This is a genomic window from Bacteroides sp. AM54-2NS (genome assembly GCF_003602935.1).
Taxonomy (GTDB): domain Bacteria; phylum Bacteroidota; class Bacteroidia; order Bacteroidales; family Bacteroidaceae; genus Bacteroides; species Bacteroides xylanisolvens.
Genome location: NZ_QTMZ01000001.1, coordinates 157,317 through 181,642 on the forward strand (window position 1 = coordinate 157,317; position 24,326 = coordinate 181,642).

The window sequence follows — 24,326 nt, forward strand, 5'->3', positions numbered from 1 at the left end:
AGAAAGAGTCGTACTTTTGTCGCACATGGGATTGAAATACAATAAAAAACAACTAATTAATAGAGTAATACGATGAATTTTGTAGAAGAATTGAGATGGCGTGGCATGTTGCAGGACATTATGCCGGGAACAGAAGAGTTGTTAAGCAAAGAGCAGGTGACTGCCTATTTGGGTATCGACCCGACTGCTGATTCGCTACACATTGGTCACCTTTGTGGAGTGATGATCCTTCGTCATTTCCAACGCTGCGGTCATAAGCCGTTGGCACTGATCGGTGGCGCTACAGGTATGATTGGAGACCCTTCCGGAAAATCAGCAGAACGTAACCTGCTGAACGAGGAAACATTGCGTCACAATCAGGCATGTATTAAAAATCAGCTTGCCAAGTTCCTCGACTTCGAGTCGGATGTGCCTAACCGTGCCGAACTGGTGAACAATTATGACTGGATGAAAGATTTCACTTTCCTCGATTTTGCTCGCGAAGTAGGTAAGCACATTACTGTGAATTATATGATGGCAAAAGACTCTGTAAAACGCCGTCTGAATGGTGAAGCGCGTGATGGATTGTCATTTACCGAGTTCACTTATCAGTTGCTTCAAGGATATGACTTCCTTCATTTGTATGAAACAAAGGGCTGTAAGCTTCAGATGGGTGGTTCCGACCAATGGGGAAACATTACTACCGGTGCCGAATTGATCCGCCGTACCAATGGGGGAGAGGTGTTCGCACTGACTTGCCCGCTGATTACAAAAGCTGACGGCGGTAAGTTTGGTAAAACAGAATCCGGAAATATCTGGCTGGACCCTCGCTATACTTCACCTTACAAGTTCTATCAATTCTGGCTGAATGTAAGCGACTCCGATGCCGAGCGTTATATCAAAATCTTCACTTCTATCGAAAAAGAAGAAATTGAAGCACTGATTGCCGAACATCAGGCTGCTCCGCACTTGCGTCTCCTTCAGAAACGTCTGGCTAAAGAAGTAACTGTGATGGTTCACTCGGAAGAAGATTATAACGCAGCGGTTGACGCATCCAATATTTTGTTTGGTAATGCTACTTCCGACGCTTTGCGCAAATTGGACGAGGATACATTGCTGGCTGTATTTGAAGGAGTACCCCAATTTGAGATTTCCCGTGATGCGTTGGCAGAAGGAGTGAAGGCAGTAGATTTGTTCGTCGATAATGCGGCTGTATTTGCTTCGAAAGGTGAGATGCGTAAGTTGGTTCAAGGCGGTGGCGTTTCGTTGAACAAAGAGAAACTAACGGTCTTTGATCAGGTAATCACAACTGCTGACTTGCTCGATGAGAAATATCTGCTTGTTCAGCGCGGTAAAAAGAACTATTTTTTGCTGATTGCAAAGTAATAATGCACGATTCACTCGATAGAATGTAAAAAAGTGAACGAAATATTTGGAGGTTTGCTTGCAAACCTCTATCTTTGCACCGCTTTTTAACAGAAAGCACATAAGTTTGGACTATGGTGTAATGGTAGCACAACAGGTTTTGGTTCTGTTTGTCCAAGTTCGAATCTTGGTAGTCCAACGAAGAAAAGCCCCGAAAGAGACATCTTTCGGGGCTTTTCTTTCGTGACTCTGAAGTCGTCGTTTTTGTATATCCTTATAAAATTGAAGTATATAGGGGATCAGCGTATATAGAATTCATTAATCTTATTTTATTCGTTATATTGACTATTTTAATGCTTATCGTGTTGGTCGTTGAATAGCTTGTATTTTATTATAGAAGGTTCAAACTGTATTAGGTAGAAATCTCTCCCAAATCGTATTATAGTTCGTTAAAAAAGTGTACATTGCACAGATTCTGGACATTTTTGGTGGATAATTGGAACAAAATTGCAAGGTAAACCCGTTTTCTTTTGCTATTTTTGCATCGTGTACGTAAACGAAGTGCACGTAGAAAGAGAACTTATTCAATAACTATAAATAAATAAGGTATGAAAACGAACTATGAAATTCGCTATGCTGCGCATCCTGAAGATGCAAAAAGTTATGATACTACAAGAATCCGCAGAGATTTCTTAATTGAAAAGATATTTGTCCCCAATGAAGTAAATATGGTATATTCCATGTACGACCGTATGGTGGTAGGTGGTGCGCTGCCGGTAGGAGAGGTGCTGACGCTTGAAGCAATCGATCCGCTGAAAGCTCCGTTCTTCCTCACCCGTCGCGAAATGGGTATTTACAATGTCGGCGGTCCCGGTATTGTGAAAGCGGGCGACGCAACCTTCGAACTGGATTATAAAGAAGCTCTTTATCTGGGTTCGGGCGACCGTGAAGTGACTTTCGAAAGCAAGGACGCTGCTCATCCTGCCAAATTCTACTTCAACTCACTGACTGCACATCGCAATTATCCCGACCGTAAGGTGACGAAAGCCGATGCCGTAGTAGCTGAAATGGGTTCTTTGGAAGGCTCCAACCACCGTAATATCAATAAGATGCTGGTGAATCAGGTGTTGCCCACCTGCCAGTTGCAGATGGGTATGACGGAACTGGCTCCGGGAAGTGTATGGAATACGATGCCGGCCCACGTACACAGCCGTCGTATGGAAGCCTACTTCTATTTCGAGATTCCCGAAGATCATGCTATCTGCCATTTTATGGGTGAGGTAGGCGAAACACGTCACGTATGGATGAAAGGCGATCAGGCTGTTCTTTCGCCCGAATGGTCTATCCACTCGGCTGCTGCTACCCACAACTATACCTTTATCTGGGGAATGGGTGGTGAGAACCTCGACTATGGCGATCAGGACTTCTCGTTGATTACAGATTTGAAATAACAAATCCAATAGTTTTCCTAATTTAATAATAAAAAGAATTATGAATCAGTATTTGAATTTTTCTTTGGAAGGTAAAGTAGCGCTCGTTACAGGTGCTTCTTATGGTATCGGTTTTGCTATTGCTTCTGCATTCGCAGAACAAGGCGCTAAAGTTTGTTTTAACGACATCAATCAAGAGTTGGTAGACAAAGGAATGGCAGCTTATGCAGAAAAAGGTATCAAAGCTCACGGTTATGTATGCGACGTGACAGACGAACCGGCTGTTCAGGCTATGGTGGCTACGATTGCCAAAGAAGTAGGTACAATTGATATCCTTGTAAATAATGCAGGTATTATCCGTCGTGTTCCTATGCACGAGATGGATGCTGCTGATTTCCGTCGTGTAATCGACATCGACTTGAATGCTCCGTTCATCGTTGCTAAGGCTGTTCTTCCTGCTATGATGGAAAAACGTGCAGGTAAGATCATCAACATCTGCTCTATGATGTCCGAACTGGGTCGTGAAACTGTATCTGCTTACGCTGCCGCTAAGGGTGGACTGAAGATGCTGACTCGCAATATCTGCTCTGAATATGGTGAATACAACATTCAGTGTAACGGTATCGGCCCGGGTTACATCGCTACTCCGCAAACTGCTCCTCTTCGTGAGAAACAAGCAGACGGAAGCCGTCACCCATTCGATTCATTCATCTGCGCCAAGACTCCTGCCGGTCGTTGGTTGGATCCTGAAGAACTGACAGGTCCTGCTGTATTCCTTGCTTCTGAAGCTTCTAACGCTGTCAACGGCCACGTTCTTTATGTAGATGGTGGTATCCTTGCTTATATCGGAAAACAGCCGAAATAATGTAAGATAGAAGAGATTCCGATAAGGTGATAGAATGGCAAAGAGCATCCTCTTTTCATCTGTCACCTTATTTTTTATCATTCCCTTTGCAGGAGCTATAGGACCGACTTATTGGACATATATGCCCAACGTGTTGAACATATATATCCAACACGTTGGATATATATAGCTGATGCGTTGGATCTATATATCCAACAGATGCGGATATAATAGCCTCTATTTGCAAAGTATATATTATTCATTCAATGTAGACTAATTATGAAAAAGATATTAATTCTGTTTGCTGTAGCCTTGATAGGGTTTGCTTCCTGTGCCGACAGTAAACAGTCAATGACAATCACAGTGACCAATCCGCTGGCTCTTGAACGGGTGGGAGAGATGGTTGAAGTGCCGATGAGCGATGTTGTTGCCAAGTTGAAACTGGCAGATACAGCGCAGATTGTAGTGCTTGATGTTGACGGTCAGCAAGTGCCTTATCAGGTGACGTATGACGAAAAGGTTGTTTTCCCCGCTACGGTAGAAGCGAACGGAACGGCTGTTTACACTATTCAACCGGGTACACCGGCGCCTTTCGATGTCGTTGCTTGCGGTAAATATTATCCCGAACGTCTGGACGACGTTGCCTGGGAGAATGATCTTGGCGGATTCCGTGCGTATGGTCCTGCCTTGCAAGCCCGTGGAGAGCGTGGTTTTGGCTACGATCTTTTCACGAAGTACAACACAACGGAACCAATTCTGGAATCTCTCTATGCGGAAGAACTGAATCCTGAAAAGCGTGCAAGATAGCTGAATTGAAAAAGACAGATCCTAAAGCTGCCTCCGAACTACAAAAAGCTATCTCTTACCATATCGATCATGGATATGGCATGGATTGCTATGCCGTAGGACCTACGTTGGGTGCCGGTGTTGCTGCTCTGATGGCAGGTGACACTATTATCTATCCTTACTGCTATCGTACACAGGAAATCCTTGATAATGGTCCGCTGCGTTTCACGGTGAAGCTGGAATTTAATCCGCTGGTAGTCCGTGGAGACTCTAATGTAGTGGAGACTCGTGTAATCTCACTGGATGCAGGTTCTTATCTCAACAAAACGATTGTTTCATATACCAATCTGAAAGAAGCAATGCCGGTGACTACCGGACTTGTATTGCGTGAACCGGACGGTGCGACTGTGGCAGATGCTGCCAATGGCTATATCACTTACGTAGATCCTACAACAGATCGTAGCGGTGCAAACGGCAAGATATTTGTCGGTGCTGCATTTCCTGCACAGGTGAAAGAAGCGAAAGTGGTTCTTCTTTCTGAAAAGGAAAAGAAAGAACGTGGCGGAGCCGACGGTCATGTTTTGGCTATCAGCGAATATGAGCCGGGTTCTGAATATACTTATTATTGGGGTTCTGCCTGGGATAAGGCCGCTATCAAGACTCCGGATGCCTGGAATAAATATATGGCTGAATATGCGCAGAAGTTGCGCACTCCGCTGACAGTAGCATATTGATGTGTTGAATTGCTTTTCCAATAGATTAAGCAAAGGTTTCTTTGGTAAAAAGAAACCTTTGCTTAATTTTATCTTCCTGAAAAAGAAAGAAAGTTTTTGCGTTATAACGCCTTTGAATTATCTCGTAAAAGCGTGTTGTTCGTAATATTCGTATGTTGTTCCATCTTCTTTCTCTTTTTCACGAAGTTCATAGACTAATTCATTTTCTGTCATTGTGGTCACTGTCCACACTTCTGTGTAATTATCCTCTTCAGTGTCGATGAGAGTCAGCTTATTACCGGAGTAGCTCCATGTACCATGATAATAATTAGTACTTCCGGAGGAGTTGTAGACATCTTTTTCTACATACGTACCGTCTTCCTTGAACTCTATGGAATAACGGTTGGTTCCATTTACAAAATCTTCTTTAGAGTCACTTACCTTTTCACCATCTTCCCATTCTTGTGAAAGATAATACACTCCATTCCATGTTCCTAACAATAAATCGCGTGAACCGACAGTCTCATCGTCGTCGTCGCCACAGGAATAAATGCTGAACGACAGTAATACTGCAACTATGCAAACAGTTGCTTTCCAGATTGTTTTCATAATAAATTGTTTTAATTGTTTGATTTTGAGAGGATTCGTTTTTTAGACTCTATTTGATAATAGTTTCCACATGTCCGTTCTTGAAGAACAGGTAGAACGAGCTGGAATACATCCATTGCACTTCTCCATTTGATTCTTGAATAGTCTGCGGTTTGCCGAAAGCCAGTAGACATTCATCTTCCGTCATGCCTTTCACCGGCTTGTTGATGTTGATTTCATTCCAATGAGTAATCGGTGAAAGCTGGTTCGTTATGATGAAGTCGAACATTTTGTTCAATACTTGCGATTCAACCTGTACGAAATCATCCATGATTTCTTTGTGAGATGCTTTCTTGTCCGGTTGTAGCTTCTCCATAGGAGTGATTTTTTTCATTATCACTGCTGATGACTCTATCCGTATATTGGAAAGATAATAAACCAGTTTACCGTCCTTTACTTGAAACAGGGCTTTGCAATAGTAAGTATTCTTTTGATTTGAGTCTGCCTGCGAGGCAAGTATCAGATCGCAACTGAAGTTTTTAGCCGGTACGTTGACCTCCGTTATTCCTTCCCGTAACTGTGGACAGACATTCTTGACGATCCATAGCAGTACATTAGCGTAGATGTTTTCGTCTTGCATATCGCTGAAAGGGGTAAATCCGCTGACCACATATTTATTGCCGTCTGCACTGACAGGATAGTTCTTTTTCTGTTCGGTGAAGGTCTGTGCTGTTAGTGGGATAATTCCTACCAGTAGATACAAGATTACCAGAAATTGTCGTTTGGTCATCATATTCCGTTCTTTTTAAGAAAACAGCATCCACGGCCCTTTTTGTGAAAAGAAAAGATCGTGGACGCTGAATAAATAATATGGTTTATTGAGGTTTGGTTGTCCTTAGAAGGCAATACCCAGACGAATCATAAAGTTACTGGTCTTGAATCCGTCGGCATCGCTGAATGCATCTATAAATCCGCGTTGATAGGTAAGATCTAGATTGAAACGGTCATACCAGACTCCTACGCCGATATTCATACCTGCATCAAAATGATTGTAGTCAACCTCCATATAATCTGCATAATCACCCCAACTGATGCTTTCTCCATCTTCTTTCATTTTGCTTGTGTAATCGTAACTAGCGAAGACTCCTACATGCGGGTCGATACGGACGTTGTCCGCCACAGCAAATTTCCATCCGAATGTGAACGGAGAATATTGTATGTTGTGAGCCATACATTTCGTGTCGTCCACTTTGAAACCACGGGAACCAAGTCCAAACTCCATCCCCCAGTATCCTCCTGTACTGCCTAAAGGCTTCTGATAGCCAAATGTAGCATTATATCCGATGTTTGAATCAGCTCCTTCGGCTCCGTCACCGGAGAAGTTCATGATATTCAGGCCTGCACGTAAGAACCATTGTGTGCTGCTGGCTTGCTTTTCAGTTTTGACGATTGCACTTCTGGATGATACGATTTGTGCTTGAGCTCCTACGCACAGTAAAAGTGCGGCAACCATTGATAATACTTTTTTCATTGTTATTGATATTTTAGTGATTAATTCTTATTCTTAACGACGGGCGCTATCTGGCTTTTTCCATCTGTGGGTGACAACTTCTGTAGGCGAATCCATTCGTAATCGTCCTTAGTGGCCGGATGCCAGTTGACGAAGATTCCGGGATAACCTACCACCGTAACCGTGTACCCACCTGTTTTTTCATTATCTTCCACTTTGAAAGTGGCTCCCATGATGACATCGCAGTTATATTTGATGGTGGACAGATACGTCCCCCATGCACGGATGTTGTCAAGTTCTCCTTTCATGGCGATTTCCACTTCCTCTTTGCTTAGTGTCCATTCATCCTTGATCCGTCCCTTATCTTCCAGTATTTTCACCTCGACAACTGTAGGTTTGACACAAACTTCAGTAACTGCATCGCCTGCACGTGCCTGTGCGTCGCGAAACTTGAAGACCGTCTTTTGCGCATGGGCTCCGACGGCACAACCGATAACCAGAGCAATAATCAGAAATAGTTTTTTCGTTTTCATGTCCTTTTGTGATTATATGTTAATATGCCTGCAAAGGTATGCGAAAGGAGTATACTACCGGGTGAAAACATAGTTCCAAGAACGATACGGAATTGTATCCTATTTGGATACACTGGGGAAGTTTCCGGTGTTGATACTGTCAGACAGATCGCGGAAGAAATCGTGGCCGAGGATGTAGGAGATGCGCCAGAGCAGGTGGATGTCAATATTCTCTTTCCGGAATATCTTGTAAACATTGGGGCGTGTGCAGCATAGTTGGGTAGCGAACCAGGTGACGGTGCGTCCCTGTTCGTGAAGCGTGCGTTCAATAAGTTGTCCTGCATGAATCATGTGCCTATTCTGCTTATGTGTGTCCCCCGGACTCCCGTTGGGCGGACAATTCAATCTATTATTGACAGGAATATATAGAAATGGCGTGGGAATCTCTCACCTTCGTCCGTTCCATGTTCAAGGCCTTCGCAATGCCAATTATCGGGAACGAACAACGCAGAAAGCCCACGCCGATATGTACAACACCCGTAGCCCCCCTTTGTTTATCAAAGTGAGGCACGGATGTATATAAATACACATCAGGAGGACGTCTTTGTTGCTGTTAGTCATTCCGATAGGTCAAAGTTTGCGAAGTTTTGAACATAAATGACAAACGCTTGTAAACGTCTTCTCAATATAAACATCTCTCCCTCGCCACCCGGAGGCTTTCTGCGGAAGAGACCGTTGCAAATGTATAAAAAAATACGGATGGAAAGGGTAATGTGAATCAGAAACTTTTTGAATACCGGTTATTTTGCCCTCTTTTTCCCCTTTGCCGGGCGAAATGCGCTTGTACTGACATCTTATAAGAAAGAGGAGTGATCTCCCAATTTCGGGCACGAAACAGGCCTTAAACTACAAAAGCCGGGGCGCAAGACCTCGGCTTATATTTTTATCTTCTTATCAGGGAGCTTTTTGGCTCATTGGAGACTTTCTATAACACCTTGAACTCATACCCTTCCTTTTTCAGGAACTCAATGGCACGAGGAAGTGCATATTGCAGGTTACCGTTATTCCAAGACTTCAGCGAATCATGGAAAGTGATGATGGAACCGTTGCGTGCATAGCGCTTCACATTGTTCAATACCTGTTCCGGGCGCATCCGTTTACTATAATCACGAGTTACGAGATCCCACATGATAATGCGGTAATGATAGCGCAAGGTATAATACTGCCGGAACCCCATGTGTCCGTGTGGCGGACGGAAGAGATCGGAATGGATAATTTCGTCTACCTTTCTGGCGTTTGCGAGGTAATCCGGATTAGAATATTCAAATCCACGGATGTGGTTGAAGGTATGGTTACCGATGCGGTGTCCGTGTTCTACCACCATCCGGTATTCATCCGGGTGCTTGCGTATATTGTCGCCTACCATAAAGAAGGTAGCTTTAATATGATGCTTTTCCAATACTTCCAGTACCCAGGGAGTTACTTCAGGGATGGGACCGTCGTCAAAAGTCAGATAGACTGCCCGTTCATTCGGATCCATCCGGAAGATAGCTTGTGGATACAACGCCCGGAAAAGCCAAGGTGGTTGTTCTATAAACATGAGAGTCTGTGTTAAACAAGTATTAAGTAATAAGTATTAAGTATTATCCATGCGGAAAACATGTCGGAAGCCTATGGTAATACTTAATACCTGATACTTAATACTTACTATTTATTTCCCTTTCATTCTTGTCACGTACTCGTTATAAAGTTGGTCGAGTTGCGTGGAGTAATGTTTCGCGAGTTCTTCTGATTTGTATTTTTCCATTAAGCGGACTTCGGCGTCAAGCAAGCTGGCGTTGTACACGAAGTTTTCGCCGGCGATGGCAAGCTGGTTATCGTTCAGGCTAAGATACCAGATCATGTATTCGAGCGATTTGTTGGCAAGCTCGTCGATGATCTTGTTGGCTTTCTCGTTCTGTCCCAGTTGGTAATAAGATTCTGCCATTTGGAAGGCGCCGTTTGCCCAGTCGTACGGTACGTTGTATGACGGAATCATCTTTTCGGCGTAGTCGAGTGCGGCGAGTGCCTTATCCTTCTTGCCTTCTTTGATAAGCTGGCCTACGAGTTGCGTGAAGATACGGCGGTGCGTGTAGCACATACGCATCACGTTCTCGTCGATATAGATACCCGGTTTGTCGATACCGCCGAACTTGAACTTGTTCATCAGATTGTCGTACATCTTTTCGCTGTCAATCTTGCTGTCCAGTTTGTCTGTATCAAACGGAGTGAAACGGTAGGCAAGACCTTCCTGCATAAAGTGGTTACCCATACCCAGATGGTTTTCGCTTCCTACGGTGATTGCCATATAGATAGGACGTTCCCAGTTGGCATTGGCAAGCATTTCGAGCATCATCAGTTCACTCTTGTAGAGGGCGCGTTTCGGGTTGCCGTTGGCGTCTCTAAGGGTGATTGTCATGTATTCGGGGATAGAGTCGCCCAGAGCTTCCGGTATCTTCATGCCGGAGCGGCGTACGGCTTCTTTGTCCACCTTCATTACGATGCTGTCCGTAGGGATAAGCGGCAGTTGGATATCTTTTCCAGTCTTTTTGAGAAGCTCTTTCAACTGGTCGTTCTTACCGAGCATCCAGCGGTTGATGATTTCCTTCAATTCGTATGGATTCTCACCGAAAATGGAGTGAACGAGTGATAATATGGTAGTGTCTCCCTGTGCAGCCAGTTCGTTTGCCTGTTTGAAATAGCTGTCGATGAAGGCCTTCATTTCCGTATGGATAGGGATATATTCATTTTGTCCTTCCACATATTCCACACGGTCCCAAGTGATAGGAAGCGACGGGGAATCGTAGGCCGGACGTTTCATTTGGTCGATATACCAGTCTGTTTGCAAGTAACTTAGGTTACAGGTGCGAGCATCTGTACGGAAGCCTTCTGTTTCCTGGTTGTACCACAATGGGAAAGTATCATTATCACCATTGGTATAGATAATCGGATTTCCTTTTTCCTGTAAGGTCATCAGGTAGTTCTGTCCGAAGTCGCGGGCAACGAAGCGTCCGCTACGGTCGTGGTCATCCCAAGTCTGTCCCGCCATTTGGATAGGGACGAACAAACAGAGCACTGAAGCCAATACGGCTGCCGGAAGTTCCTGCATCTTACAGTATTCTCGCAGCATACGGATGATACCTGCCACTCCCATACCTACCCAGATGGCAAAGGCGTAGAATGAACCGGCATACGCGTAATCTCGTTCACGGGGCTGTGCAGGGGTTTGGTTGAGGTAGAGCACGATAGCGATACCTGTCATGAAGAACAGGAAGAAGACCACCCAGAATTGCTGGATACCCCGCTGGCTATGATAAGCCTGCCAGAAGAGTCCGATTAAGCCGAGAATCAGCGGCAGACAGTAGAATACGTTGTGTCCTTTATTGTTTTTGAGATCCTGCGGAAGCAGTTCCTGATTACCTACCAGTAAGTTGTCGATAAACGGAATACCGGTGATCCAGTTGCCGTGTTCAATTTCTCCGCTACCCTGTATGTCGTTCTGCCGTCCGGCAAAGTTCCACATGAAATAACGCCAGTACATGAAGTTCAACTGGTAGGAGAAGAAGAACTTGATATTTTCCCATTGGTTAGGCATGTTCACCATTACCATTTCTCCGCACTGGTCGTAAGGAACGTCGTGTCCTTTGATGTCTACCCATTGCTTGTAGAGTGGTGCGTGTGACGAGCTGTACATACGCGGGAAAAACATATTCTGCGCATATTCGTATTCCACACGTCCGGGAAGTTCGATATAAGAGTCTTTTTCGTCGGGAGAAGTCTTTTCCTTGCGGACAAACTTGCTTCCTGCTTCCGACTGGCGCGGAATACAATAGCCGTCTTTTACGTCGAGTGCCACTTTCGAAGAGAAAGCAGGACCGTAGAAGAGCGGACGGGTTCCGTATTGTTCACGGCCGAGGTATTCGCCTAGGGTGAATATATCCTCCGGTGAGTTTTGGTCCATCGGAGTGTTGGCAGTAGAACGGATAACGATCAGTGCGTAAGAAGAATACCCGATTACGATCATCATGGTGCACAGCAAGGCTGTGTTCATGGTGCGGGCGGTGATACGCCATCTCTCTTTGATTTTAGCCTGTACACTCGGAGCAAGATAAAGTCCCAGTGCGGCAATAACCAAAATACCGATGATGATACTGCTGGCTCCGTGTCCGTAGAATGGGATACCCAGCAAAGCGATCGTCAGGATAAAGGAGATAGCCATGCGCGCTTTGTTCTTTTCGGTGTAACTTTCGTATACACCCCAGATCAGAGCGGCCGCAAGCAGAATGATATAAACCACTACGCCCGAATTGAATGACATTCCGAGTCCGTTGACGAACAACAGTTCAAACCAGCCGCCTACTTTCACGATACCCGGTACGATGCCGTAAAGCACGGCTGCAACGAGCACCATTGAACCTAATAGCGCTATTAACGAACCTTTGGCGGTAGCATTCGGCGTTTTTTTGTAGTAGTATACCAATACGATGGCAGGCAGACAAAGCAAGTTCAATAAGTGCACACCGATACTCAATCCGGTCAGATAGGCGATGAGGATAATCCAACGGTCGCTGTGCGGCTGGTCGGCTACGTCTTCCCATTTCAGAATCAACCAGAAAACAACAGCGGTAAACAGGGAGGAGAAGGCATATACTTCACCTTCCACGGCCGAGAACCAGAATGTGTCACTGAATGTATAAACCAGTGCACCGATCAGTCCGCTACCCATCACTGTGATAAGCTGTCCTTTGGTGATATTGTTTTCGTCAGTGATAATCAGTTTGCGTACCAGATGGGTGATGCTCCAGAAAAGGAACAGGATACAGGCGCCACTCATGAGGCACTCATGTAATTCACCATTTTAGCAACAGTTGTTACGTCGGAAGCAAATTGAGAAAACAGATTCGCCACTAGCATGAAGAAAGGCGCGCCGGGCGGGTGTCCGACTTCCAGTTTATAGCCGGTGGTTATGAACTCCGGGCAATCCCAGAAACTTGCGGTCGGTTCTATTGTCAGGCAGTAGACGGTTGCCGCAATGATGAATGTAAGCCAACCCATAAGGTTGTTTACGGTTCTGTACTGTTTCATTAGCACTATCGTAGTTTATTCGTTAAAAACAAATTATGAGGTCGCAAAGATAGTGATTTGTAAGGATAATGAGGAAGAAAGTAAGAAATATTAAGTAACGGAGGGGTGATTTACTATCTCTTTCACTCTTCCGGAAGGCGGGAACTTGTGTGTTGGCAAGTAAGGAAATTATTTTTAGTCCTTTAATAAATAAGCTCTGGTGTATTAGAGATAAACTTCCTTTATCCTGTTAGTGAACTTCTTTTGCCTTAATAACAAACTTCCTTTTCATTAGTCATAAACTATAATTGCAAGTTTTGTTTTTATAAATGAAGCTTGCAATTATAAAAACAAAGCTTGCATTTTATAAACGTAACTTGCGTTTATAGATTATCCTTAGTCAAGCATAACTTTCCTGTTAGAGAAGAACAAGTTTACTATTAATACAACGGAAGTTTACTATTAATAGCTTGGCCGTTAGGTGTTAACACTTGTAATATCAGCTGTTAATGGTTGAGATTTCAGGTATTAATACTTGGGTTGCTGTATATATATGCTTGGGATATTGAATATGTGTATCCTTTAATGATGGTGATGATGTTCTCCTAAAACCCGATGAGGTAGTGTGCCGTGTCCCAATAGCTCGATGGGGCAGTTGAAGTTTCTTTCCAGCCATTCGGTAGTGACACCCGTGTCCGGATGGTAATCCAGCGTTTCGTTGACGCAAGCGATGGATTTTACCTGTTGCAATACAGTGCCGATGTCGTGACTGACAAGGATAATGGCACATTCTTTATTGATTTCAGCCAATAACTCATAAAGGCGTGCTTCGAAACGCTTGTCGATATACGTGCTGGGTTCATCGAGAATCAGCACTGCAGGGTCCGAGATGATGGCACGTCCTAACAGGGCACGTTGCAGTTGTCCACCGCTTAATTGTCCGATAGAGCGGCTTTCAAGCCCTTCAAGCCCCATGCGGGCGATAATCTGTTTGCCTTTCTCTCTCTGTTCGGGAGTGAACCGGGAGGTGAGCGACTTCTGTATGCTCAATCCGGACAGGATCACTTCTTCCACGGAAATAGGGAACTTTCGGTCTATGGTGCTATATTGCGGTAGGTAACCGAGGAAAAGCTGGGATTTCGCGGAAGAACTTTGGTGGGAGTTTTTGGCAGATGTTTCTGTCGAAGTTCCTTCCGTAGATGTTCTTATGGGAGCCTTCTCGGGAGTATGGAATATAATTTCCCCTCCGGTTGGTTTCAATAAACCGAGGATGCACTTTATAAGCGTTGTTTTGCCGCCTCCGTTCGGACCTATAATACCTAGAAAATCCCGTTCGTAGATGCTTAGATTAACATCGTGGAGAACAGTGCGACCGTCATATCCGGCGGAAAGATTCTTTATTTCGATTATCGGTTTCATCATTGGAAAGGGCTTGATTGGTTCTTTCTTTATACGTTTATTTGGTGGCAGCTTGCGGCGCAAGGGCCTTGGCTACATTCAGCATTTCTTCCTCCCAGTCATAACTTAACGGTTGATAGGGACCACTTTCGTTCCGGTTTGCTGCGCGATGGTTTCCGCATTGCGTTTGTCAAACTCCGGTTGAACGAAGATAACGCCTACATTTTCCGCCTGACAGACGTCTATCAGGTCTTTCAGATGAGCGGGAGAGGGTTCTTTGCCTCCTTCTTCGATTGAAATTTGATGCAATCCGTAGTCGCGGGCGAAGTAGGAGAGAGCCGGATGATAAATCATGAAGCTTTGGCTGCTTCGGGGGTGGAGAGTTGCCGGCGAATCAGGCTGTCGGTGTGCTGGATGCGCTGACAGAGAGAGTCGTAACGGTTTCTATAATATGGTTCGTTTGCTTTATCCAGTTGGCTAAGGGCTTTGTAGGTGTTTCCGGCGATGATTAAAGCATTACTGGTAGAATTCCATACGTGTGGCTCTACGGCGTGGATATGGCCGTCGTGACTGTTGTGGCCGTGGGCATGGCCATGGTCATCATTATTGAGTATGAGGTCGATTCCTTTCGAGGTGTCGAACACTTGGATATGGGGAGTGTTGTTCATTAGGCGGTCCATCCAGGTTTGTTCGAAACCGATGTACCCGATGCGGAAATAGGCTTTGCTGTCTCCTAAAGAAACAAGTTGCTGGGGGATAGGATCGTATGTCTCCGGACTGGAACCTTTGGGCACCATGCTGACTACTTTGAATTTATCTCCGGCAATAGCCTCGGTGAAATAACGTTGCGGTTCCAGTGTGACGGTTATCACCGGCTTTGTCTCGTCATCGTTACTTGCTTGGGAGGAACGTCCTGTGCAGGCTGCTATCAGGAGGCAGGTACCAAGAAGGAAAAGTGTTCTCATATCTTTTAGTTGTTGTTTCATGATTTTTTCTGTTTCGGGGTTTCAATCTTATCTTGTTTCTACTCTTGTTTCCGGGCCCGTAATATTTCCCGTTTACCACCCGGAGGTCCGGGGAGGCGTTCTACTGTGAATCCGGCTGTCTGCAACATTCGGCGTACTACACCTTTGGCACAGTAGGTAGTCAGAATTCCGTCTCTATCTAATAAAACATAGAGGCGGTTGAATAGTTCTTGCGACCACATTTCCGGTTGCTTTTCCGGGGCGAAGGCGTCGAAATAGACTAGGTTAAATGGAGAGTTCTCAACTCTCCACTTATTCACGTCCGTTTCTATTTTTCGTAAGGTGAAGTGCGGTGTAAGCTGCACGTCTTTTTCCCAGGGCGATGTATGAAGCTGCTTAAACAATTCGATAGCCGATTGTTGTTCTTCTTCATTCGGGGTAAATTGCTCATTGATTGTTGTTTGCTTCCGATGTATGGTAAGCTGTTCATCGCTGGAGATATATCCTAGCTGTTCTACTGTCTGCCAGTCTAGTGGATAGAGTTCCAACCCTGTATAGTGTATATTTCGTCTGCTTCTTTCCGCTTCTTCAAGGGTGAGCCAAGCGTTGAGTCCTGTCCCGAAACCAATTTCAAGAACACGTGGAGTAGCGGCAGGAGAGGCTTTCAGCCCCATATCGATGAATATATGTTGAGACTCCGTGCGTGCCCCTTTCGTCGAATGATAATGTTCATTCAATTCCGGAACAAACAGAGTAGCGCTCCCGTCATCGGTTCTCTCAATTATTCTTTCCATCACTCAATCTTTAATACTTAATACCTAATACTTAATACTTAAAAAAGGCCTCTACCCCGCCATAGCATCCCAGGCACTTTCGAGCACATACAGGAGAAGGATATAACGTATCAGTTTGCCGACAAACATGGAAACAATAGTAAGCCATGTGTTGCTTCGCATAAATCCCAGTGCAATGGCGATCACCTCTCCAATGGCAGGAAGAAAGGTGAAGAATGCCATCAATGCCCCTTTCCCTTGCAGGAATTTCACCATTTTGTCTACCTTTTCTTTCTTTACCTTGAAGTATTTCTCAATCCAGCTAATTTTGCCCAGGCGCCCCATGTAGTAACAGGTCATTCCGCCCACTGTATTGCCCAGAGTGGCGGATATCAGACAGGCTATCGGGGGCAAGCCGAGTTTCACCAATGCCACCAGTACCAGTTCGGAACTGAAAGGCACGATGCTCCCAGCCAATAAAGCCGAGATGAATAATCCCGGAAGTCCCCATTCTATGAGGAGTTGTATCATTGAATCTACAAAAGCGTCCATATATTAAAAGCAAATAAGAGGATGAGGCCGACCAATGAAATGATAAAGAACACATTCGAACTTTTACTATTGGTCAGTACAAAGAAATGCCCGATCAGGATGCTGTTGTTTATGATAAGCAAAGGCAGCAGGGCACTGCAATATATCGGTTGCAAGGCAATCAGCAGGAACAGGAAGAGCGTCAGGTCTATCAAAAACTGGAGATAGGCACGTGTGCGTATCTTATCCTCAAATCCGGCAGCGATGCAATGGACAGCACTGACGATAAACATCACGAGCAGATAGCCCAGTATAGCCAATTCCCAGGGTTGAAGGATTTGTAAGTTAAAGACTTCTCCGAAAGCTAATAGCTGGTTGAAAGGGCGGTAGAACAACTCCATCTCGTTATAGAAGAAGGCGTGTCCGAACAGCATCCAGTAGGGCAGCATCCATCCGAGCAGCGCGCCGCAGAAACTACGCGGAGTGAGCGACTGGAAACGGTAGGCTTCGAGCAACCAAAGCACCGAGAGGATGGTGAGCTGTGGGAAAAGAATACTTCCCGCTCCGATAAAGAAGAAGGAATAGAATAGATAGCCCGCAGCTTGAGCTTGCTGATAGCTTTTAAACAGAAAATAAATGGAAATAAGAGAACCGAGGGCGACAATGTCTCCTATGTATAGTAAATGCATTCCCGGGCAGACGGTGACCAGCAGGAAATAAATAGCTGTCTGCATGGAAGCCCTCATGCGGATAATGCTGAACTGGTTGTTCAATTCTATTAGAAAGTAGCCGATGATTGCGTAAACCAGGAAGCTGACAATTCGTTCTGCCCATCCCGGAAGCAGTAAATCGCGGGTGGATTGCAAGAAAGAAGAGCTCTCCTTGGGTGTTGTTGAGGCTATGGAGTCGGGAAATAAAAAGTAAGTCAACACCCAGCATAGGGCGCAGATAAAGATAACGGCAGGCAGGGTCCACCGTCCTGCCGTCACTTGACTTTGTAGTCTTTTATTTCTCATTGGTCTGTCAGTTCTTTTGCTGCCCGGCGGGCATATATCATCGCTTTGTAGGATCTATATGCCGTGCAAATAGGGGATTTATGCCTGCCGTGGCGTATCATTCAGGTTGTTTCTTACAAATCGAATCCGATGTCGCGGCGGAAATACTTCTTGTCGAAGTCGATCATGTCTGCCACTTTGTAGCTCTGTGCCAGTGCTTCTTCTTTCGTTGCACCGTAAGAGCAAACGGCAATCACACGTCCTCCGTTCGTCACCACTTGTCCGTCTTTCATGGCTGTTCCGGCATGGAAGATGATGCTGTCGGTGGCGGCAGCCTGTTCCAGTCCGCTGATAGGGAATCCTTTTTCGTAGGCTTCGGGGTAACCGCCGCTGACAAGAATGACGCAGCCGGCCGAACGTGGGTCCATCACCAGTGTTTTCTCGTTCAGATTGCCTGCCGCTGTGCCTTCAAGCAACTCTACGAAGTCGCTTTGGATGCGCAACATTACGCTTTCTGTTTCCGGGTCGCCCATGCGGACGTTGTATTCGATAACCATCGGCTCGCCTTTCACCTTGATAAGACCGAGGAAGATGAAACCTTTGTAGGTGATCTTTTCTTCTTTCAGACCATTGATGGTCGGTTCGATGATGCGTGTGCGTACTTTCTCCATATATACTTCATCAGCAAACGGAACCGGAGTAACGCTACCCATACCGCCTGTATTCAATCCTTTGTCGCCTTCACCGATACGTTTGTAGTCTTTCGCTACAGGGAGGACTTTGTAGTTGTCTCCGTCTGTCAGTACGAATACAGAGCACTCGATACCGCTCAAGAATTCTTCAATTACAACGGTTGCCGATGCGGAACCGAACATGCCGCCGAGCATTTCTTTCAGTTCTTTTTTCGCTTCATCCAGCGTAGGAAGGATGAGAACTCCTTTCCCGGCACAAAGGCCATCAGCCTTCAATACGTAGGGAGCTTCCAACGTTTCGAGGAAAGCGAGGCCCTCTTCGAGGTTTTCGGAAGTGATGCTTTTGTAGCGGGCTGTCGGGATGTTGTGGCGCATCATGAAGCCTTTGGCAAACTCCTTGCTGCCTTCCAGTTGCGCTCCTTGAGCCGAAGGACCGATCACGGCAATATGCTTTAGCTCCGGACGGTTTTGGAAGTAATCGTAGATCCTTTTACCAACGGATCTTCGGGGCCTACTACTATCATTTGGATGTTCTCTTTTAGAGCAAAAGCACTGATTGCTTCAAAATCGGTTGCTTTGATGTTGACATTCTCGCCTACGGCAGTTGTTCCGGCATTTCCCGGAGCAATGTATAGTTTTTCAACTTTCGGACTTTGGGCAATTTTCCATGCCAGTGCATGTTCGCGGCCGCCCGAGCCTAGTAATAATATCTTCATCTTTGTATTGTTATGGATTTATACTGTTATCTATGATTTGTATGGATACGGTGGTGTCTTTGTCAGTTTTATAAGTTCTGCTCAAAGTACCGGGTGATTTTCTCATGCAGATGTACACGGTCGCGTCCTGCTACGTTGTGCTTGTGGCACGGGTAGATAAACAGGTCGGGATAAGTGCGGGCATCTACACAGGCTTTCATGAACGACAGGGTGTGCTGTGGCACGCAGGTGTCGTCGTGGTCGTCGTGAATAATCAATAGGTGACCTTTCAGTTGGCCGGCAAGGTTTTTCAGATTACATTCTTTGTAGCCTTCCGGGTTGCTTTCCGGTGTATCCATATAGCGTTCGCCGTACATCACTTCATAATACCCCCAGTCGATTACCGGGCCTCCGGCAACGCCTACTTTGAATATTTCCGGGTAACGAAGCATCAAGGCGGTAGTCATGTGTCCTCCGAAGCTCCATCCGTGTACGCCGATGCGTTCGCTGTCTACGTAGGGGAGGGATTTCAGGAATTCAACACCTTTTACCTGGTCTTTACCTTCTTCGATGCCAAGACGGCGGAAGGTGGCATTTTCAAATGCCAGTCCACGGTTGCTGCTGCCACGATTGTCGATGGTAAACATGATATAGCCTTTACCTGCCATGTATGTGTCCCATCCACGTGCGCCGTTCTGCCATCCTCCGGTGACACATTGCGCGTGAGGACCTCCGTAGACGTATACGATGACGGGATATTTCTTGGCCGGGTCAAAGTTGGCCGGTTTCATCAGGCGATAATGCAGGTCGGTGGTGCCGTCTGCCGCTTTGATTGTTCCGGTTTCGATGCTTGGCATTTGGTAGCCTTCGTAAGGGCTTTCAGCAGTCAGCAGATTGGCTGTTTCTTTGAAGTTTTTGGTGTCTACCAGGTTGATGATGCGAGGCTGGTCTTTTGTTGAATAACGGTCGATAAGATAAGTGCCGGAAGCGCTAAGCATGCCGCTATGTTCGCTTTCTTTGCAGTTCTCGAACGGTTGGCTTATTTTTCCATTGCTCACGTTTACAGCGAAATGTCCGCTTCTCAAGCCTTCTACGGCTGTGAAGATGATTTCTTTACGCTTTGTGTTGAATCCTAGGACGTCGCTGACCAGCCAGTTGCCTTTGGTCAGTTGTTTGACTTTGCCGGCCTGGAAATAAGTACCACCGTTGGCGCTGTTATAAGTTTCACCTTTCATGTTAGCTGCATCGGCATCAAAGAGATAAAGATGATTGTAGCCGTCACGCTGACTTTGATAGATGAACTTGGTAGGGTCCCACGGCAAAAATACGATTGCGTTTTGTGGCTCCACGTATTTAGGATGCATTTCTTCGTAGAGAACGCCCATCGGCTCTCCTGTTTCTGCGTTGTACTGGCAAAGTTTGGCGTGGTTCTGGTCACGGTTTACTTCAATCAGGTAGAGGCTTTTTTCATCCGGTGACCAGCTGATATTGGTGAAATAACGGTCTGTGGGATCACCTGCGTTCAGATAAATGCTTTTACCGGTAGCAGGGTTGTAAATACCCACTTTTACCTGATGACTCGTCATTCCTGCCATCGGATAACGTACATTGTTCACTTCGCCTACGCGTGCAGTGATGTCTACAAGCGGGTATTGTGTCACCATGCTCTCGTCCATGCGGTAGAAAGCGAGCAGGTTGCCTTTCGGGCTCCAGAAAGTGCCTTTGTTGATACCGAATTCATTGCGGTGTACAGTCTGTCCGCAAACGATGCCTTCGGGTTCATTAGTTACCGCTTTTTCGTTCACATACAGATTGTTACCTATCGTGTATGCCACGTTTCCACTGGCTGCGCAATAGTCTTCATTATCTGCTCCGTCTTTGGGTTTGAGAGTGCTGACAACTTGATTGTTCTTGAAATCATATACAATGAACTTTCCTGCTATCTTGAATAGCATTTGTGGCTTATCGGCCCATGGGAAACTGACGGAATACAGGTGTGATAACTTTCCTGCTTTGTTCTCTTCAAGCACTTTGTTGATCTGTTCACGAGTGATAACCATTGTTTCCTTTCCCGTTTTGGGTTGGATAGAATAAAGGGTATCTACGCCCGGCTTGATACATTCGTCACCCCACCATTGCAGTCCGTACAGGTTGTCTGCATAGCGGTAACTCTCGCCACCCGGAATCAATTCTTCCAGTGTCGGCTTTTTGGTTTCTTGTGCCATAACATTGAATCCGATTGGTAGTGCCAACAATAAAAGCATGGCTCTTTTTCCAATTTTACTCATTGCTCTTTTCTTTATTATTGTTTTTAAATCCTTCTATTTTTACTCTGTCCAAGGGAGTCTGTCTTGATTGGATAATTACACTTATTTTAGCAAAGGCATTAAATAGGTCGTCAAATTGTTTTTCGTAACTTTCCCTATCAGAGGTAATATCTTCTTCGAGATATTCGATGCGTTGTTTTAATTCTTCCAACTCCTTTTTAGGTATATTGGATAGAAGATATTGGCGCATACGTACAAAAGCACGGATAATATTGATATTTACTTCCACAGCGGTCTTGGATTTGAGGACGCTGGATAACATAACTATACCATATTCAGTAAATGCAAACGGAAGATATTTGATGTTATATCCTTGTCCTGTTTTCAAGGTCGCAATTTGCGACCTTGAAATTGCAACTTCTTCCTTTGTTAGCTCGAACATGAATTCTGCAGGAAAGCGTTCAATATTACGACGTACTTGTTCTTTGAGGCGTTTAGTCTCAACTCCATACATTTCTGCCAAATCAAAGTCAAGCATAACTTTTTGCCCTCTGATTTCGTATATTTTGTTTTCTATAATGGCTATATCATCCATCTTTTTTTCTTTAGACAGGTTCCAATTTGTGACTGAACATTAGAACTATGATGTAAACTTGAAGTTCCAATTTGGAACTTCAAGTTTTTAATTAATTATTAACTAGTGAATTACAGGGTGAATAAATTGTTGGAATTAGAATGGTTTATTCCTCTTCCTTCTTCGGAATCCTCGGCTCCCGATTTCCTTTAAACTCTCTCGGGCCTCTCGAATCTCTTCCTCCGCGGAACTCTCCCCGCGGCTTTCTATCTCTGTCACCACCTTTGAACTCACCACCTTCTCTGCGCGGCTTGTATTCTCCCTCTCTGCGAGGTCTGGATTCACCATCCCGACGCGGTTTGAACTCACCTTCGCGGCGTGGCTTAAATTCTTTTCTTTCTCTGAATCTTGGAGCCTGTTCTCCTTCAGCCTCTTTCTTTTCTTCTCCCTCTTCCTGGCTCTTGAACTCTTTGTATTTTCCGTCAAAAATCTCATATTTGCGGAACTCACACTCCAACGGTCCATTGAACAAAGGAACTTTCTGACTTGCTTTCAGACCAATCTGGTCGAAACACTCTTCCCGATAAGAAAGCACCCATGCCTCGTTTCCTACAAACGCATGTTTCAGACGTTCACCGATCATCTGATAAAGTCCAAGCAAATCATTAGTGGAAATACGTTCACCGTATGGCGGGTTAGTGATGATAATCGACTTCTCCTGCGGCTGTTCAAACTGCTGGAACGGCTGCAGCTTCAACACGATGTCTTTCGATACACCGGCAGCTTTTATATTATGAGTCGCAATCTCATTAGCTTTCGGATTGTTATCGTATCCGTAAATCTTATGAGCAAATTCGCGCTCCTGACTGTCATCATTGTAAATCTCATCGAACATATCCGCATCGAAATCTACCCATTTCTCAAAAGCAAATCCTTTACGGAATACTCCCGGAGCGATATTCTTAGCAATCAGTGCCGCTTCGACAGGGATAGTACCCGAACCACACATCGGGTCGATCAAATCACACTCTCCTCGCCATCCGGTCATTAGAATCATGCCGGCAGCCAATACCTCATTTAACGGGGCTTCTACTGCTTCCTGGCGATAACCGCGACGGTGAAGTGATTCTCCGGACGAGTCCAAAGACAACGTACAGGTAGTCTGTGCAATATGAATATTCAGAAGTACATCCGGATTGTTGATACGTACCGACGGACGTTTTCCTGTTTTATCACGGAAATAATCCACAATCGCATCTTTCACCTTATACGAAACGAATTTCGAATGGCGGAACTCATCGCTGAATACTACTGCATCGATAGCGAACGTCTTGTTCACATCGAGATATTCTTCCCATGGAATAGCCTGTATTTGATTATAAACCTCATCGGCATCTTTGGCTGTAAAGTTTTTAATTGGTTTCAGGATACGGATGGCGGTGCGAAGGCAAAAATTCGCCTTATACATCATACGTTTATCCCCTGTGAATGAAACCATGCGGCGTCCTATTTGAATGTCGTTGGCTCCTAATGCTGTCAGTTCTTCTGCAAGTATCTCTTCCAGTCCCTGGAAAGTCTTGGCTATCATCTCGAATTGTTCGCTCATATAGATTCTTTTGATTTTATTTTTTTGCTTTAGTTTGTACGATTCTTGCTCCTGCAGGAACATTCTCCGTTACCCAGATATTACCGCCTACGGTTGCGTCACGTCCGATGGTGATTCTTCCCAAAATAGTGGCGTTGGAATAAACAATCACATTGTCTTCCAGGATCGGATGGCGGGGGATTCCCTTGATTGGTTTTCCGTCGGCATCCAGCGGGAAACTCTTGGCTCCCAGTGTGACGCCCTGATATAGCTTGACGTTATTTCCGATAATACTCGTGGCACCGATAACGACACCTGTACCATGGTCGATAGTGAAGTGAGTGCCAATCTTTGCGGCCGGATGGATATCAATTCCCGTTTCGCTATGCGCCATCTCCGTGATGATGCGGGGAATCAAAGGAACACCCAGTTCCAGCAGTTCATGCGCGATACGGTAATTGCTGATCGCTTTAATGGCCGGATAGCAGAAAATTACCTCTCCATAACTTTCGGCAGCCGGGTCGCCGTTATAGGCGGCTTCTACATCGGTTGCCAATATTCTTCTCATGGCAGGTAGCTTACTGATGAATTTAGCAGCAAGACGTGCAGCCTCTTCTCGTTTCGAGTCGGAGCAGACGTTGCATTTCCCCTCTATGGAAGTGCTAAAACACAATCCGGCCAGGATTTGCTCACAAAGTAAGTCAAACAATTTTTCAATGTTGACGCCGATGTGATAATTAATTGTCCGGCTGTTAATAGTAGAATTTCCGTAGTATCCGGGGAAGAGAATGGAGCGTGAAAGCTCAATAATTTCATACAATACTTTAGCAGAGGGCAGTGGTTCGCCATCTTTGTGCTGATGAAACAGTCCTTTATAAGATTCGCTTTCCGATAGCTCATCGACTGCCTGTGTCAAAATGTGGGTGAAGTTCAGTGGACTCATTAGGTCAGTTACTCATATTTATATGGGCACAAAGGTATTAAAAAAAATAATAAAATTCGCTGGGATTCAGGATAAATA

The 24,326-nt window shown here is 45.2% G+C and carries 17 protein-coding genes, 1 tRNA gene and 4 pseudogenes; 5 read left to right on the top strand and 17 right to left on the bottom strand.

Features of this window, described 5'->3' with window-relative positions; genetic code table 11:
• The first annotated feature begins 72 nt into the window (after window positions 1-72).
• The 5 genes and pseudogenes from tyrS to DXA05_RS00570 all read left to right on the top strand — a co-directional run bounded on the left by tyrS (window position 73) and on the right by DXA05_RS00570 (window position 5,138).
• Complete coding sequence (tyrS, locus tag DXA05_RS00545; RefSeq protein ID WP_087317989.1) at window positions 73-1,365, top strand: tyrosine--tRNA ligase; 1,293 nt, start codon at window positions 73-75, stop codon at window positions 1,363-1,365.
• Window positions 1,366-1,472: 107 nt separating this feature from the next.
• A tRNA-Gln gene (locus DXA05_RS00550) sits at window positions 1,473-1,543 on the top strand.
• A 409-nt stretch (window positions 1,544-1,952) separates the two neighbouring features.
• Window positions 1,953-2,795, top strand: a complete 843-nt coding sequence (kduI, locus tag DXA05_RS00560) for a 5-dehydro-4-deoxy-D-glucuronate isomerase (protein WP_008023755.1) — start codon at window positions 1,953-1,955, stop codon at window positions 2,793-2,795.
• A gap of 40 nt (window positions 2,796-2,835) precedes the next feature.
• Entirely contained in the window at window positions 2,836-3,639 is an 804-nt protein-coding gene (locus tag DXA05_RS00565; protein ID WP_049701506.1) for a gluconate 5-dehydrogenase, read from the top strand.
• Between the two features lie 258 nt (window positions 3,640-3,897).
• A pseudogene (locus DXA05_RS00570) lies at window positions 3,898-5,138 on the top strand (DUF4861 domain-containing protein).
• 117 nt (window positions 5,139-5,255) lie between these two features.
• Here the strand turns inward: DXA05_RS00570 and DXA05_RS00575 are convergent.
• From DXA05_RS00575 to DXA05_RS00670, 17 genes and pseudogenes are all read right to left on the bottom strand, one after another.
• Complete coding sequence (locus DXA05_RS00575; protein ID WP_087321050.1) at window positions 5,256-5,726, bottom strand: lipocalin family protein; 471 nt, start codon at window positions 5,724-5,726, stop codon at window positions 5,256-5,258.
• Window positions 5,727-5,775: 49 nt separating this feature from the next.
• Window positions 5,776-6,498, bottom strand: a complete 723-nt coding sequence (locus DXA05_RS00580; RefSeq protein ID WP_128858632.1) for a hypothetical protein — start codon at window positions 6,496-6,498, stop codon at window positions 5,776-5,778.
• A 102-nt stretch (window positions 6,499-6,600) separates the two neighbouring features.
• On the bottom strand, window positions 6,601-7,236 hold the full coding sequence (locus DXA05_RS00585; RefSeq protein WP_008023763.1) for an outer membrane beta-barrel protein: 636 nt from the start codon (window positions 7,234-7,236) through the stop codon (window positions 6,601-6,603).
• A gap of 20 nt (window positions 7,237-7,256) precedes the next feature.
• Entirely contained in the window at window positions 7,257-7,748 is a 492-nt protein-coding gene (locus DXA05_RS26330; RefSeq protein WP_165861457.1) for a hypothetical protein, read from the bottom strand.
• 99 nt (window positions 7,749-7,847) lie between these two features.
• A complete protein-coding gene (locus tag DXA05_RS00600) occupies window positions 7,848-8,078 on the bottom strand; it encodes a hypothetical protein (protein WP_087318000.1) in 231 nt (76 codons plus the stop codon).
• 634 nt (window positions 8,079-8,712) lie between these two features.
• Complete coding sequence (locus DXA05_RS00615) at window positions 8,713-9,327, bottom strand: polysaccharide deacetylase family protein (protein WP_128858633.1); 615 nt, start codon at window positions 9,325-9,327, stop codon at window positions 8,713-8,715.
• 111 nt (window positions 9,328-9,438) lie between these two features.
• Window positions 9,439-12,851, bottom strand: a pseudogene (locus DXA05_RS00620) (DUF2723 domain-containing protein).
• 561 nt (window positions 12,852-13,412) lie between these two features.
• Window positions 13,413-14,249 carry a metal ABC transporter ATP-binding protein gene (locus DXA05_RS00625; protein ID WP_008770478.1) on the bottom strand — a complete coding sequence of 279 codons (837 nt, stop codon included), beginning with the start codon at window positions 14,247-14,249 and terminating at the stop codon, window positions 13,413-13,415.
• A gap of 105 nt (window positions 14,250-14,354) precedes the next feature.
• Window positions 14,355-15,214: pseudogene (locus DXA05_RS00630) on the bottom strand (zinc ABC transporter substrate-binding protein).
• 38 nt (window positions 15,215-15,252) lie between these two features.
• Window positions 15,253-15,987 carry a tRNA (5-methylaminomethyl-2-thiouridine)(34)-methyltransferase MnmD gene (gene mnmD / locus DXA05_RS00635; RefSeq protein ID WP_087321035.1) on the bottom strand — a complete coding sequence of 245 codons (735 nt, stop codon included), beginning with the start codon at window positions 15,985-15,987 and terminating at the stop codon, window positions 15,253-15,255.
• Window positions 15,988-16,038: 51 nt separating this feature from the next.
• The gene (locus DXA05_RS00640) at window positions 16,039-16,518 is read right to left on the bottom strand and encodes a YqaA family protein (RefSeq protein ID WP_008023780.1); all 480 of its coding nucleotides are present in this window, start codon (window positions 16,516-16,518) and stop codon (window positions 16,039-16,041) included.
• The gene (locus DXA05_RS00645) at window positions 16,503-17,513 is read right to left on the bottom strand and encodes a hypothetical protein (protein ID WP_117683636.1); all 1,011 of its coding nucleotides are present in this window, start codon (window positions 17,511-17,513) and stop codon (window positions 16,503-16,505) included. Before DXA05_RS00645 ends, DXA05_RS00640 begins: the two co-directional genes overlap by 16 nt.
• Before the next feature lie 113 nt (window positions 17,514-17,626).
• A pseudogene (purD, locus tag DXA05_RS00650) lies at window positions 17,627-18,900 on the bottom strand (phosphoribosylamine--glycine ligase).
• Between the two features lie 68 nt (window positions 18,901-18,968).
• On the bottom strand, window positions 18,969-21,167 hold the full coding sequence (locus tag DXA05_RS00655) for a DPP IV N-terminal domain-containing protein (protein ID WP_128858634.1): 2,199 nt from the start codon (window positions 21,165-21,167) through the stop codon (window positions 18,969-18,971).
• Window positions 21,160-21,741, bottom strand: coding sequence for an ORF6N domain-containing protein (locus tag DXA05_RS00660; protein WP_128858635.1), 582 nt, complete (start codon window positions 21,739-21,741; stop codon window positions 21,160-21,162). Before DXA05_RS00660 ends, DXA05_RS00655 begins: the two co-directional genes overlap by 8 nt.
• 145 nt (window positions 21,742-21,886) lie before the next feature.
• Entirely contained in the window at window positions 21,887-23,326 is a 1,440-nt protein-coding gene (locus tag DXA05_RS00665) for a THUMP domain-containing protein (RefSeq protein WP_087321068.1), read from the bottom strand.
• Between the two features lie 16 nt (window positions 23,327-23,342).
• Window positions 23,343-24,248 (bottom strand): serine acetyltransferase, encoded by a 906-nt coding sequence (locus tag DXA05_RS00670; protein ID WP_004296704.1) that lies wholly within the window; start codon window positions 24,246-24,248, stop codon window positions 23,343-23,345.
• Window positions 24,249-24,326 lie beyond the last annotated feature (78 nt).

Bases quoted from the DNA above. Each gene is read 5' to 3' on its own strand.
- tyrS (WP_087317989.1), top strand. From the start codon at position 73: ATGAATTTTGTAGAAGAATTGAGATGGCGTGGCATGTTGCAGGACATT.
- kduI (WP_008023755.1), top strand. From the start codon at position 1,953: ATGAAAACGAACTATGAAATTCGCTATGCTGCGCATCCTGAAGATGCA.
- DXA05_RS00565 (WP_049701506.1), top strand. From the start codon at position 2,836: ATGAATCAGTATTTGAATTTTTCTTTGGAAGGTAAAGTAGCGCTCGTT.
- DXA05_RS00575 (WP_087321050.1), bottom strand. From the start codon at position 5,726: ATGAAAACAATCTGGAAAGCAACTGTTTGCATAGTTGCAGTATTACTG.
- DXA05_RS00580 (WP_128858632.1), bottom strand. From the start codon at position 6,498: ATGATGACCAAACGACAATTTCTGGTAATCTTGTATCTACTGGTAGGA.
- DXA05_RS00585 (WP_008023763.1), bottom strand. From the start codon at position 7,236: ATGAAAAAAGTATTATCAATGGTTGCCGCACTTTTACTGTGCGTAGGA.
- DXA05_RS26330 (WP_165861457.1), bottom strand. From the start codon at position 7,748: ATGAAAACGAAAAAACTATTTCTGATTATTGCTCTGGTTATCGGTTGT.
- DXA05_RS00600 (WP_087318000.1), bottom strand. From the start codon at position 8,078: ATGATTCATGCAGGACAACTTATTGAACGCACGCTTCACGAACAGGGA.
- DXA05_RS00615 (WP_128858633.1), bottom strand. From the start codon at position 9,327: ATGTTTATAGAACAACCACCTTGGCTTTTCCGGGCGTTGTATCCACAA.
- DXA05_RS00625 (WP_008770478.1), bottom strand. From the start codon at position 14,249: ATGAAACCGATAATCGAAATAAAGAATCTTTCCGCCGGATATGACGGT.
- mnmD (WP_087321035.1), bottom strand. From the start codon at position 15,987: ATGGAAAGAATAATTGAGAGAACCGATGACGGGAGCGCTACTCTGTTT.
- DXA05_RS00640 (WP_008023780.1), bottom strand. From the start codon at position 16,518: ATGGACGCTTTTGTAGATTCAATGATACAACTCCTCATAGAATGGGGA.
- DXA05_RS00645 (WP_117683636.1), bottom strand. From the start codon at position 17,513: ATGAGAAATAAAAGACTACAAAGTCAAGTGACGGCAGGACGGTGGACC.
- DXA05_RS00655 (WP_128858634.1), bottom strand. From the start codon at position 21,167: ATGAGTAAAATTGGAAAAAGAGCCATGCTTTTATTGTTGGCACTACCA.
- DXA05_RS00660 (WP_128858635.1), bottom strand. From the start codon at position 21,741: ATGGATGATATAGCCATTATAGAAAACAAAATATACGAAATCAGAGGG.
- DXA05_RS00665 (WP_087321068.1), bottom strand. From the start codon at position 23,326: ATGAGCGAACAATTCGAGATGATAGCCAAGACTTTCCAGGGACTGGAA.
- DXA05_RS00670 (WP_004296704.1), bottom strand. From the start codon at position 24,248: ATGAGTCCACTGAACTTCACCCACATTTTGACACAGGCAGTCGATGAG.